The 12,735-nt window shown below is 65.9% G+C and carries 11 protein-coding genes; 7 read left to right on the top strand and 4 right to left on the bottom strand.

Annotated features, from left to right (window positions below; genetic code table 11):
* Nucleotides 1-52: 52 nt before the first annotated feature.
* From VSX79_RS14970 to VSX79_RS14950, 5 genes are all read left to right on the top strand, one after another.
* A complete protein-coding gene (locus tag VSX79_RS14970) occupies nucleotides 53-1,333 on the top strand; it encodes a serine hydrolase domain-containing protein (protein WP_326913742.1) in 1,281 nt (426 codons plus the stop codon).
* 53 nt (nucleotides 1,334-1,386) lie between these two features.
* On the top strand, nucleotides 1,387-2,379 hold the full coding sequence (locus tag VSX79_RS14965; RefSeq protein ID WP_179494054.1) for a cupin-like domain-containing protein: 993 nt from the start codon (nucleotides 1,387-1,389) through the stop codon (nucleotides 2,377-2,379).
* Nucleotides 2,380-2,450: 71 nt separating this feature from the next.
* Entirely contained in the window at nucleotides 2,451-3,323 is an 873-nt protein-coding gene (locus VSX79_RS14960; protein WP_326913741.1) for an energy transducer TonB, read from the top strand.
* 68 nt (nucleotides 3,324-3,391) lie between these two features.
* Entirely contained in the window at nucleotides 3,392-4,723 is a 1,332-nt protein-coding gene (locus VSX79_RS14955; RefSeq protein ID WP_326913740.1) for a phosphotransferase, read from the top strand.
* Between the two features lie 20 nt (nucleotides 4,724-4,743).
* Complete coding sequence (locus tag VSX79_RS14950; protein ID WP_179494060.1) at nucleotides 4,744-6,033, top strand: acyl-CoA dehydrogenase family protein; 1,290 nt, start codon at nucleotides 4,744-4,746, stop codon at nucleotides 6,031-6,033.
* A gap of 114 nt (nucleotides 6,034-6,147) precedes the next feature.
* On the opposite strand, the gene VSX79_RS14945 is transcribed toward VSX79_RS14950, so the two are convergent.
* Both VSX79_RS14945 and VSX79_RS14940 read right to left on the bottom strand, forming a co-directional pair.
* On the bottom strand, nucleotides 6,148-6,459 hold the full coding sequence (locus VSX79_RS14945; protein ID WP_326913739.1) for an alkylphosphonate utilization protein: 312 nt from the start codon (nucleotides 6,457-6,459) through the stop codon (nucleotides 6,148-6,150).
* A 4-nt stretch (nucleotides 6,460-6,463) separates the two neighbouring features.
* Complete coding sequence (locus VSX79_RS14940) at nucleotides 6,464-7,213, bottom strand: class I SAM-dependent methyltransferase (protein WP_326913738.1); 750 nt, start codon at nucleotides 7,211-7,213, stop codon at nucleotides 6,464-6,466.
* A 123-nt stretch (nucleotides 7,214-7,336) separates the two neighbouring features.
* Between VSX79_RS14940 and VSX79_RS14935 the strand changes: the two genes are divergently transcribed.
* Together VSX79_RS14935 and VSX79_RS14930 are read left to right on the top strand one after the other, a co-directional pair.
* Nucleotides 7,337-9,076 carry an N-acyl-D-amino-acid deacylase family protein gene (locus VSX79_RS14935; RefSeq protein ID WP_179494063.1) on the top strand — a complete coding sequence of 580 codons (1,740 nt, stop codon included), beginning with the start codon at nucleotides 7,337-7,339 and terminating at the stop codon, nucleotides 9,074-9,076.
* Nucleotides 9,076-10,083 (top strand): zinc-dependent alcohol dehydrogenase family protein, encoded by a 1,008-nt coding sequence (locus tag VSX79_RS14930; RefSeq protein ID WP_179497159.1) that lies wholly within the window; start codon nucleotides 9,076-9,078, stop codon nucleotides 10,081-10,083. The genes VSX79_RS14935 and VSX79_RS14930 overlap by 1 nt, the downstream gene beginning before the upstream one ends.
* A gap of 9 nt (nucleotides 10,084-10,092) precedes the next feature.
* On the opposite strand, the gene VSX79_RS14925 is transcribed toward VSX79_RS14930, so the two are convergent.
* Nucleotides 10,093-11,445, bottom strand: a complete 1,353-nt coding sequence (locus VSX79_RS14925; RefSeq protein WP_326913737.1) for a hypothetical protein — start codon at nucleotides 11,443-11,445, stop codon at nucleotides 10,093-10,095.
* Between the two features lie 8 nt (nucleotides 11,446-11,453).
* A complete protein-coding gene (gene nhaA, locus VSX79_RS14920) occupies nucleotides 11,454-12,728 on the bottom strand; it encodes a Na+/H+ antiporter NhaA (RefSeq protein ID WP_326913736.1) in 1,275 nt (424 codons plus the stop codon).
* Between the last annotated feature and the right edge of the window lie 7 nt (nucleotides 12,729-12,735).

The raw sequence follows: 12,735 nt of genomic DNA, 5'->3' as shown, positions 1-12,735 counted from the left end.
GCATGGGATGCCCGGTGATCCGCAGCGAAAGGCGGGACAGGGGAGAGGCGATATGCGCGGCAAGCGACTGGCACTGGCGATGATGATGGCGGGCGCGGGATCGGCGGCGATCGCCTTGCCGCTACAAGCCCAGACCGTGCCCGCCGAAACGATCCGGATCGACGGAAAGCGGATCGACGCCGCGCTGGAGGCGATGATCGCCGACGGCCGCGCCGCGGGCACGTCGGCGCTGATCTGGCAGGATGGGCGCGAGGTTTATTTCGGCGCGGCGGGCATGGCCGACCGCGCGGCGAAGCGCCCGATGCGCCGCGACACGATCGCGCAAATCTATTCGATGACCAAGCCGGTGACCGGCATCGCGCTGATGCAGCTTTGGGAGGCGGGCAAGTTCCGGCTCGACGATCCGCTCGCGAAATATCTCCCCGAATATGCGGACATGCGCGTCTATGCGGGCAAGGATGCGGCGGGCCAGCCGCGCTATGTCGCCGCCGGGCGGCCGATCAGCGTGCGCGACGTCCTGCGCCATACCGCGGGCTTCGCCTATGGCGCCGGGCCGACGCCGGTGCACGACGCCTATGTCGCCGCCGATCCGCTCGCGCTGACCGTCCCGCTTACCGAGGCGAGCAGGCGCCTCGCGACGGTGCCGCTGCTCTACCAACCGGGGACGCAGTGGGAATATAGCATCGCGGTCGACGTGCAGGCGGCACTCGTCGAGAAACTGTCGGGCCAGCCCTTCGCCGATTATGTGCGCGCGCATATTTTCGAACCGCTCGGAATGAGGGAGACCGCCTGGCGCCAGCCCGACGCGCGGCTCGCGCGCTTCGCGGCGATGAATGTGAAGAAGGACGGCAAGCTCGTCCAGCAACCGGCGGCGGAAGCGCAGGCGCTGAATTTCAAGGACCATGCGCTGACGCCGGGCGGCTTCGGCCTGGCCTCCACCCTCGACGATTATCAGCGTTTCGCGCGCATGTTGCTGAACCGGGGCAGCCTCGACGGCGTGCGCATCCTCAAGCCTTCGACCGTGAAACTGATGGCGACCGACCAACTCGACCCGGCGATTACCGAACGCGCATGGTTGCCGGGCAAGGGCGCGGTCGGCTTTGGCTTCGATTTCGCGGTCCGCAAATCTCCGCCGCAAACCGCCGGAGAGAATCGCGGGGCGACGGGGGAATATTTTTGGGACGGTATGGCCTCGACGCTCTTCTGGGTCGATCCGGCGAACCGGCTGACCGCCGTATTCTTCGTCCAGACCATCCCCTATGACGGCACGCTGCACCGCGATTTCCGCGCGGCGGTTTACGGGCCGGACTATAAAGGGCCGGCAGGCGACTAGACCGTCATATATCGGTCATCGACAGGCGCTTGAGCGGGTTCGAGGAGTTTTCGATGTCGCACCCCGACAAACGCGCCCTGCTTGCCGAAGGCCTTGCGGCCGGTGACGATGACGTCGCGCTTCACGCGCGGCTCGTCGGTGCGGGCGTATCGGCGGCGGCGGCGAAATATGAAATCGACCGGCTGGCCAAGGACCCGATGGCGGCGATGCTGCGGCGTCAGTCGGCGCGCATGGCGAAACAGGGTTGGCTGTTCGCCAACCTGCAACGCCTGGCGTTCGAGGCCGACGGCGGCTTTGCGCTCGATACGCTCGACCGGCCCGACGCCGACTTCTTCTATCGCCATTATTATGAGCCGAACCGGCCCGCCAAGCTGACCGGGATCGTCGATCACTGGCCTGCGCTGACGTGCTGGTCGCTCGACCATTTCGCGCGCGTCGCGGGCGATGCCGCGGTCGAGGCGCAGGTCGAACGCGAGCGCGATCCCGATTATGAGCTGGCGAAGGACGATCATCGCCGTCTCGTGCGCTTCGGCGAGTTGATCGACTGGCTGCGGAGGGACGAAGCGAGCAACGACATCTATCTCACCGCCTATAACAGCGGCACCAACGCCGCGGCGCTGGGCAAGCTGTGGGACGATCTCGCGCCGATCGAACTGCTCGACGCGGCGCGGCCGCGCGACGGTTTTTTCTGGCTGGGCCCACGCGGCACGCTCACGCCGTGGCACCACGATCTCACCAACAATCTGCTGGTGCAGGTGATGGGACGCAAGCGCGTGCGCATGGCGCCGCCCTGGGCCTTCGCGCGGATGAAGAACAGCCATCACTGTTTTTCCGACTGGGGCAATGCGCCGCTTTCCGCCGGTTTCGGCGACGCCGGCGCGCCGCCCGTCCTCGAGACGATCATCGCCCCCGGCGAGGGCATATTCCTGCCCGTCGGCTGGTGGCACCAGGTCGAAGCGCTCGACCTCTCCGCCAGCATGAGCTTCACCAGCTTTCGCCGGCCCAATGCGCATGTCGAGGATTATGTGTCTTATGGCAGGCTCTAGCTTGCGACTGCATCGGCTGCTTGCGCGTCGCGAATCCGCGACTTAAGCTCTGCGGCATGGGACGCAGGGGGTTGCCGATTTTGATCGGGCTGGCATGGCTCGCCGCGACGGGCGCCGCGCAGGCTGCCGGCGATGTGGTCGAGCTGGCGCCGACCACGCCCTGGAATGTCCATTATGCCGACGATTATTGCCGGCTTGCGCGTATCTTCGGCGACGACAAGCAGAAGATCATTTTCTCGATCGAGCAGGATGCGCCGGGCGACGGCTTTCGCATGACGCTGATGGGACAGATGATGGACGGGCCAGCGCGTCAGGGAAAGGCGAGCATCAGGTTCGGGGTGATGCCCGAGCAGAAAATCATGTTCTTTCCGGGGACGGTCGGAGAGGGGCAGCCCGCCTGGATCTTTGGCGATTCGGTCCGGTTGAAGCCTTTTTCGGCCGAAGAAATCGCATCCGAGGAAGATTATGGCATCAGGTCCGAGCCGATCACCGAGGCCGAAGAGGCGGCGGTTACCAGCGTGACGATCGGCTGGCCGCTTCGCGACCCGGTGCGCCTCAAGACCGGTCCGATGAAGGCGGCGTTCGCGGCGATGCGCAGTTGCACCGACGAGTTGCTCGACCATTGGGGTATCGATGTCGCGCGGCATCGCGAGCTTTCGCGTTGGGCAATGCCGATCGGCAACCCGGCGAAATGGCTGCAAAGCGAAGACTATCCGCGTGCCATGCTTGCCAAGTCGCAGCCGGGTATCGTGCGCTTCCGCCTGTCGGTCGGTACCGACGGGAAGCCGACCGCATGTCATATTCAGCGGTCGACGAATAGCGAAGGCTTCGATGATGCGGTGTGCAAGGGGGTGATGCGACGGGCGCGCTTCGAGCCGGCACTCGACAAGGACGGCCAGCCGCTCGCCTCCTATTATGTCAATGCGGTCCGATTTCAATTCTGACGTAGGAGGTACCCGCGCCGGCACGAAAACGGCTTGCGGTCGTCAAAAATACTTAGCATCATTAAGTAATGACCGATCTCTCCGAAACGCTCTCCGCCGTCATGTCCCGCATCGCGGGGCCGGGCGCCTTGTCGGGTTTGTCGCGCCTGTCGGGCGGCGCGAATATGGAAAGCTGGGCCTTCGATTGGGCTGGTGAAGGCTATGTTCTGCGCCGCGCGCCCTCGGCCGAATATATGGCGGACCGCCCGTTCGGCCACGCCGACGAGGCGGCGCTGGTGCAGGCGGCTTTCGACGCGGGGGTGAAGGCGCCCGAGGTGGTCGGCGTGCTTGAGGCGGGCGACGCGCTCGGCACGGGTTATGTCATGCGGCGCGTGATCGGTGACGTGTCGCCGGCGGCGATACTCGCGGCTCCGCCGGGATCGCTGCTCGGCGATCTCGGGCGCGAGCTGGCGCGGATCCACGCCATCCCGATGGCGGCGGTGCCCGATGCGATTCCTGTGATGGATACGGGCGCGGCGCTGGCGGAACTCAAGGCGCGCTTTCTCGCCTATGGCGGCGACCGGCCGGTGATCGCGCTGGCGATCAAATGGTGCGAGGATCATCTTCCCGCGCCCGTGGCGCCGGTGCTGGTCCACGGCGATTACCGGATGGGCAATGTGATGGTCGACGGCCATGGCCTTGCCGCGGTGCTCGATTGGGAGCTGGCGCACCGGGGCGACGCGCATGAGGATCTGGCGTTCGGCTGCATGAGCGTATGGCGCTTTGGCCGGCTCGACAAGCCGGCGTTCGGGGTGGGGAGCCTCGACGAATATTTTGCGGCCTATGAGGCGGCGGGGGGCGTGAAAGTGGACAGAGCGCGCTTCCGCTTCTGGCTGCTCTACCGCACGCTCTGGTGGGCGCTGGGGTGCCTTCAGATGGGACAGGCTTGGCGGAGCGGCGCGGACAGGACGGTCGAGCGCGTCGTCGTCGGGCGGCGGACGGCCGAGCAGGAGCTCGACCTGGTGCGGCTGCTCGAGGAAGAAGCCCCCGAAGGCGAGCGCGAAAGGGCCCTGCCGCCGCCGCCGGACAAGGTGCGCGCGCCGAACGGCGAGCCGACGAACGACGAGATGGTGCAGGCGGTGCGCGACTGGATCGAGGGGGCGATCAAGCCCGTATCGCAAGGCCATGCGAAGTTCGAGGCGGTGGTGGCGATGAATGCGCTCGGTATCGTGCTGCGCGACCTCGAAGCCGGGACACGCGCCGAGGACAGGGGGCTTGCCGAAGCCTTGCTGGCGGGGACCAGGACGCTCGCCGAGCCGGGATTGCTGGCGAAGCTGCGGCGCGATGTGCTCGACAAATGCGCGGTCGACAGCCCCAAATATGCGCCGCTCGCGGCGGCGCGCGCCGGCTGGCGCGGATAAGATAGATCAGGGAGAGAGACATGGACTTTGCGATGCCCGCCGATCTGCAGGCGTATCTGGACGAACTCGACGCGTTTATCGAGGCCGAGATCAGGCCGATCGAGCTGGCGGACGACAATATCCGCTTCTTCGACCATCGCCGCGAACATGCGCGCACCGACTGGGACAATCAGGGGTTGCCGCGCCACGAATGGGAAGAGCTGTTGAGGTCGGCCACCCGCAAAGCCGATGCGGCGGGGCACTGGCGTTTCTCCGCGCCCAAGAAATATGGCGGCAAGGACGGCTCGAACCTGTGGATGGCGGTGATCCGCGAACATTTCGCCGCGAAGGGCCTGGGCCTCCACAACGACCTCCAGAACGAACACAGCATCGTCGGCAATTTCCCCTTCGTCGAGATGTTCGAACAGTTCGCGACCAGCGAGGAGCAGAAGCAGGAATTCATCCTCGGGGGGTTCGAGGGCAAGCGTCGCACGGCCTTCGGTCTGACCGAGCCCGATCATGGCAGCGATGCGACGCATATGGAGACGCGCGCGGTGCGCGAGACGCGGGACGGCGTCGATGGCTGGCGGATCGACGGCGCCAAGATGTGGACGACCGGGATGCACGTCGCGACGCACTGTGCGACCTTTTGCCGCACCAGCGGGAACGACGGCGATGCGAAGGGGATCACCTGCCTGCTCGTCCCGAACCCGTCACCGGGGCTGGTGATCGAGGAATATCTCTGGACCTTCAACATGCCGACCGACCATCCGCGCGTCAGCTTCACCGATGTGTGGGTGCCCGACAGCGCGCGGCTCGGCCCCGAAGGCGGCGCCCTCGCGATCGCGCAGAGCTTCGTCCACCAGAACCGCATCCGTCAGGCGGCGTCATCGCTGGGTGCCGCGGTCTTCTGCATTGAAGAGTCGGTGAAATATGCGCGGCAGCGCAAGCCGTTCGGCGAGGCGCTGGCGAAGAACCAGGCGATCCAGTTCCCCCTCGTCGAGCTGGCGACGCAGGCCGAGATGCTGCGCCTGCTGATCCGCAAGACCGCCTGGGACATGGACAATACCCCGCACAAGGAGGTCGAGCGCACGCTCTCCGACAAGGTCAGCATGTGCAACTATTGGGCGAACCGCCTTGTCTGCGAAGCCGCCGACCGCGCGATGCAGGTCCACGGCGGCATCGGCTATTCGCGCCACAAGCCGTTCGAGCATATCTATCGCCACCACCGCCGATACCGGATCACCGAAGGGGCGGAGGAAATCCAGATGCGCAAGGTGGCGGCTTACCTGTTCGGCTATCTGGGGCCGCGGAAGGGGATGTTGGGGTAGCCTGAAAGACTCGCCATTGCGGGCGAAGCGAAGCAATCCAGGGCGGCTACCGCGCACTCTGGATTGCCGCGTCGCTACGCTCCTCGCAATGACGATCGTCCAAGGATGCGAACCCTACCGCTTCCTTACAAACTCCGCGCGCAGCACCAGCCCCTTGATGCCCTCATGGCGGCAGTCGATCTCCTGGTCGTCGCCGGTCAGGCGGATCGACTTGATCACGGTGCCGACTTTCAGCGTCTGCCCCGCGCCTTTGACGTTGAGATTCTTGACCAGCACCACCGAATCGCCGTCGGCGAGCAGATTGCCCACCGCGTCGCGGACCTCGGGCCCCGCCGCTGCAGCCGCCGCGCGGTCGCGCGCCTCGCTCGCCGACAACCATTCGCCGCTCGCCTCGTCATAGACATAGTCCTCGTCGTCGCTGGTCATCATATCATCCCGGTTTGCGGAAGCGCAGCGCGAACTGGTCGGTCTTGCCGCGGATTTCCTTGTCGAAGACATTGGCGCTACGCGGATCGTCGGGGCGGCGATAGAGGTCGTTTTCGGCTTCGAGCTTGAAGCCCGCGCCGGTCAGCGCAGCGACGACCGCATCCTTGTCGATCCGGTGCAGGCCGTCGGACAAGGTCGTGCCGCTGCCGTCGGCGGCGCTATGGTCGACGACGACCAAAGTGCCGCCGGGTTTGAGCGCCGCGAACAAGGCCGCGCTCGCCTTGGCGCCGGTGCCTTCGGGGAAGGGCTTCAGATAGAGGTCGTGGAAATTCTGCACGGTGATGATCGTGTCGAGCGGTTCGGGAAAGGCGGGCGCCGCGAACGGCCCCGCGACGGCATCGACATTGGCATAGGCGGCGTCGACCGCCGCCTGATCGTCGCCATATTGTTTCTTGAAGGCGATGAATTCGGCGGGCTGGAAGCCATAGACCTTGCCCGCCGGACCGACCGCGGCGGCGAGCAGGCGCGTGACATAGCCGCCGCCCATGACGAAATCGCCGACCTTTTCTCCCGGCGCGATCTCGGCGAACGCGAGCAGTTCGGCGGGCTTGCGCGCGGCGTCGCGTGTCCGGTCGTCGGCGGGGCGCGCGGGATCGGCGAGCGCGGCGCGATAGTCGGGGGCAGCCGCCTCCTTGGCGGCGAGCGGGGTCGCCGAGACGGCGAGCAGCAGGGCGAGAGTAAGCGGACGGATCATGGCATCGACTCCCTTTGGTGTATCGCGCCAGTATAACAGCATCGCGCCACCTGCGCCCGCTTATTTGCATCTCGCGATTTTGATGATAGGTTTTTCTGTGAAACTAAAAATCGGGAGACGGACATGCATGATCTGGTGATTCGCGGCGGCACCGTCGTCGATGGTTCGGGCGGCGCGCCCTTCGTTGCCGACGTCGCGGTCGATGGCGACCGCATCGTCGCCGTGGGCGAAAATCTGGGGCCCGCGCGCGAGGAAATCGATGCCAGCGGCAAGATCGTCACCCCCGGCTTCGTCGACGTCCACACCCATTATGACGGGCAGGCGACGTGGGACGCCGAAATGGCGCCGTCGAGCTGGCACGGCGTCACCACCGTCGTGATGGGCAATTGCGGCGTCGGTTTCGCGCCCGCCAAGCCCGACCGCCACGAATGGCTGATTTCGCTGATGGAAGGCGTCGAGGATATTCCGGGCACCGCGCTCGCCGAGGGCATGACGTGGGATTGGGAGACCTTCCCCGAATATATGGATGCGCTCGAAAAGCTGCCGCGCACCGTCGATGTCGCGTGCCACGTTCCGCACGGCGCGGTGCGCGCCTATGTGCTCGGCGATCGCGAGAAACCCGGCGCCGTCCCGACCGACGAAGACATCGCCGAAATGTCGCGCATCGTCGAGGAAGGCGTGCGCGCGGGCGCGCTTGGTTTCTCGACCAGCCGCACCGTGCTCCACAAGTCGATCGACGGCGAGCTCGTCCCCGGCACCACCGCGACGGCGGAGGAGCTGATCGCGATCGGCCGTGCGATGGGCCGCGTCGGTTATGGCGTGTTCGAAATGGCGAGCGACCTGAAACGCGAGTGGAACGAGTTTCAGTGGATGGGCGACCTCAGCCGCGAAACCGGGTTGCCGGTGACCTTCGCGGCGCTCCAGTCGATCGCCAAGGAATTGCCGCTCGAGGAACAGATCGAGGAAATGCGGCGCCAGAATGCGACCGGCGCCAACATCGTCGCGCAGATCGCGCTGCGCGGCAACGGCATCATCATGGCGTGGCAGGGGACGGTACACCCGTTCCGTTTCAAACCCGCGTGGAACGAGATCATCGATCTGCCGTGGGATCAGCAACTCGCGAAGCTGAAAGACCCGGCGTTCAAGGCGCGGATGATCGAAGAGGAGAATGTCTGGCCCGAAAGCGACATTATCGACTTCCTGAAAATCGTCGCGCTCGGCTGGCCGGTGCAGTTCGAGATGGACCCCGACTTCAATTACGAGCCGAAGATGGACGAAAGCATCATGGCGCGCGCCACCGCCGCCGGGGTCAGCCCGTCTGAATATGCCTATGACCTGCTGATGAAGGACGAGGGCAAGGGCTTCATCTATTTCCCGATCTTGAACTACCGCGACGGCAACCTCAACTTCCTCGAGGATCTGCAAGCCGCCGACGACACGGTGAACAGCCTGTCCGACGGCGGCGCGCATTGCGGGACGATCTGCGACGCGGCGTCGCCGACCTTCATGCTCCAGCATTGGGTGCGCGACCGCGCAGGCAAGCGCATCGCGCTCGAACATGCGGTAAAACGCCAGTGCCGCGACACCGCCTTGCTCTATGGGCTCGAAGATCGCGGCGTCCTCGCGCCAGGCTATCTCGCCGATCTCAACGTCATCGATATGGACGCGATCAAGCTCGGCAAGCCGTGGCTCGCGTTCGACTTGCCCGCGGGCGGCAAGCGCCTGCTGCAAAAGGCCGATGGCTATGTCGCGACGATCAAGTCGGGCGAAGTCACGTTCCGCGATGGCGCGATGCAGGGGCCAACCCCCGGCGGCGTTATCCGCGGCCCGCAACGTGTCGAAATGGCGATGGCGGCGGAATGATGCGCGGCGTCCGGCTGCACGCCCCCGCTTCGCTCGACAATCTGCGGCTCACCGATCTGGCCGATCCCGGCGATCCGGGGCCGGGAGAGATCCGCGTTCGCTTGGCCGCATCGTCGCTCAACTTCCACGACTATGCCGTGGTGACGGGCATGATCCCCGCTGCTGACGGTCGTATCCCGATGTCCGACGGAGCCGGGACGGTCGAGGCGGTCGGCGACGGGGTGACGCAGTTCAAGCCGGGCGACACCGTCGTCTCGACCTTCTTCCCCGACTGGATCGACGGCGCGCCGCCCGCGACCGCGTTTCGCGGCGTGCCGGGCGACGGCATCGACGGCTATGCGCGCGAGATTGTCGTGACGCCCGAGCACTGGTTCACCGGGGCGCCGACAGGCTATTCGGCGGCCGAAGCCGCGACCTTGACCTGCGCCGGGCTGACGGCGTGGCGCGCCTTGTTCGTCGATGGCCGCACACGACCGGGCTCGACCGTGCTGGTGCAGGGCAGCGGCGGCGTGTCGGTGTTCGCCTTGCAATTCGCGAAGGCCGCCGGCGCGCGGGTGATTGCGACGAGTTCTTCCGATGCCAAGCTCGAACGGTTGAAGGCGCTCGGTGCCGACGAGCTGGTCAATTACAAGGAGGTGCCCGCCTGGGGCGCGAAGGCGCTCGAGCTGACCGGAGGAGCCGGGGTCGATACCGTCGTCGAGATCGGTGGCGCCGGCACCCTCGACCAGTCGATGGTCGCGGCGCGCGTCGGCGGGCATGTCGCGCTGATCGGCGTGCTCGCGGGGTTCGCGGGCCCCGTCCAGACCGCGCTGTTGATGGCGAAGAATCTGCGCGTGCAGGGCCTCACCGTCGGCAGCCGCCAGCAACAGCTCGATATGATCGCGGGCGTCGAGACGAATGGCATCCGGCCCATTATCAGCGACCATTTCCCGCTCGAGAAGCTCGCCGACGCCTTCCGGCACCAGGCCGCGAACGCGCATTTCGGCAAGATTGTTGTCGATATCTGATCCGGGGTTTTAGCGCGCCAGCAGGTCCGAAGGCAGCGTCGGTTCGCTGACGATCCGCTCCATGCGCCGCCACATCTCGTCGCGGCTTGGATTGCCGCGCTCGACCCAGGCGCGGACCATCGTCTCGCCGAGGCCGTAGTTGATGACATAGCTGCGATACTGGTCGGTGAAGCGCACCGACTGTTCGGCACGCTCGCGCGAGACGAGCAGATATTTCTGCGTCAGCAGGGTCGCGGTGGTGCGGTCGATTTCGCCGTCGAGATATTGCTGCGCGATCGTCAGCCGCGCGCCCGACGCGCGCTTGATCGCTTTCAGCAGCTGCCAATAGCGGTCGTCCGCCGGCACCGCGATCTCGGCGATCGGCATCAGTATGTCGCGCTCGGTATCGGCCTTGCTGCTCGCGGGAAAGGCGAGGTCGATGCCGTAATTGGCGCTGCCTTCGGCGATCAGGCTCTGCGGGCTGTAGAGCGGGTAGACGCTGAATTCGGTCCAGCCGCGCGCTTTGACCAGCTTTTCTTCGAGCTTCATGTTGAGGAGGTGGTGCCCCGGATAGCCCTCGTGGCATCCGAGATCGAGCGCGCGCGACAGGCGGATCGGCAGGTCGGTGTTGACCTGGATCAGGCTGTGATAGCCGCCCTGGTAATAATTATAGCCGCTCCAGCTCTTGTCGGTGACGAATTCGAGACGGAAGCTCTCGCCCTCGGGCATCGCGATATGCGCCATGCTGCGCCCGCGGCAGCGCGCGATCGCGGTGTCGAAGGTCTTTTGCAGCCGGTCCTTCGGGATGGTGAAACCGTCGAGATAGGCCTCGACGCGGTCGGCGAGCGCGCCTTCGCCGGGGACCAGTTTTTCGATCCTGGCGAGTTCGGTGTCGTAGCTGGCGAGCGGCTTGAGCCGCGGGCGCACGCCGAACAATCGCTCGGCTTCGTCGGCGAAGGCGAAGCGCGTGCCCTGCGTCATCATCAATCGCGTCTCGGCGGCGCGAAGCTGGGCGCGGAGGAAGGCCGCGCGGCGTTTCGCGAGCGGGTCGGAGATACGCCGCGCGGCGATATCGACCTCCGCCATCAAGGCGCGCGTCGCCGCGAGCAGCGCGGCCTTGTCACGCGGCGCCGCCTCGGCCGCCTTTTGCAGTTCGGGCGGGCCGTAATAGGCGTCGATATAGCCCGGCTCATGCGTCCCGATTTCGAGGCTGAGGCGCAGGTAAGAGGCGGCGATTTCATCGAGCGCTTTCGTCGAGGCCGCGGCGCGGCGCACGTCGAGCGTCGCGACGCCGGGTGTGGCGGCCGTTTGCTTCGTAGCCGTCGCGGCGCAGCCCGACAGGACCGCGGCGGCGATCAGTGACAGGAAAATCGGCTTGTGCATGTCCTGGCCTAGCCCTGGCCTTCGGACGTGTCGCGGACGTCGCCGTCGGCGGCGATTTCCCCGTTCGAGGCGCTTTCGACCGCGCTATGCTGCGGATGAAGCGGGGCGAAGCGCAGGACGGCAAAGCCCACGAGCGCGGCCACCAGCGATCCCATCAGAATGCCGATCTTCGCTTCCTCGACGAGCAGCGCGTCGCCGGGAAAGGCCAGCCCGCCGATGAACAGGCTCATCGTGAAGCCGATCCCGCACAGCATTGCGACGCCATAGACCTGCAGCCATGTCGCGCCGCGCAGCCTTCCCGCGATGCCGAGTTTGACCGAAAGCCAGACGCTGCCGAAAATGCCGACTTGCTTGCCGAGGAACAGGCCTGCAGCGATACCGAGCGGCAAGGGCGCGAAAATCTGGTCGATCCCGAGCCCTCGAATATCGACCCCGGCGTTGGCGAAGCCGAACAAAGGCACGATCGCGAAGGCCACCCAGGGGTGCAGCGCATGTTCGAGCCGGTGCAGCGGCGACGTTCGGCTGTCGGGTGCGCCCGGGGTGCGCTCGAACGGAATCGCCATCGCGGCGAGTACGCCCGCGATCGTCGCATGGACGCCCGACAGCAGCATCGCATACCAGAGAAGGAGGAACATCAGCAGGTAGAGGATGAGGCTCTTCACCCCCGAACGGTTCATCACGAACATGAGGGCGAGGATCGCCGCCGCGGCGCCGAGCGCGGCCATGTTGATCTCGGCCGTGTAAAAAAGCGCGATGATCGCGACCGCGCCCATGTCGTCGACGATCGCGACGGTGACGAGGAACAGCTTGAGCGACGTCGGCGCGCGCTTGCCGAGCAGCGCGAGCACCCCCATCGCAAAAGCGATGTCGGTCGCCGCCGGGATCGCCCAACCCTGCGCCAGCCCCGGCTCTTTTCCGGCGAAAAGCATGTAGAGCGCGGCTGGCACCGCCATACCGGCCGCCGCAGCGATGAACGGCAACCGCCGCCGGTCCCAGCTCGCCAGCCGCCCATCAACGAACTCGCGCTTGATCTCCAGCCCGACGAGCAGGAAAAACACCGCCATCAACCCGTCGTTGATCCACAGGTGAACGGTCATCGGGCCGAGCTTGTCGGTGAGTACCGGGCCGGTCACCGCGTGAATCGCGTGCTCATACGTCTCGGCGAATGCCGAATTGGCGACAATCATCGCCAAAATGGCGGCGAAAATGAGCAGCATGCCGCCGGCACTCTCGCTCTCCAGAAAATCACGCAATGCAGAACGGGGCGGAAAACTGCGAGTCATGGGTAAG

The organism is Sphingopyxis chilensis (assembly GCF_035930445.1).
GTDB lineage: Bacteria > Pseudomonadota > Alphaproteobacteria > Sphingomonadales > Sphingomonadaceae > Sphingopyxis > Sphingopyxis chilensis.
The sequence above is the reverse complement of the archived record's forward strand: the minus strand, read 5'-3'. Positions and strand labels throughout refer to the sequence as shown.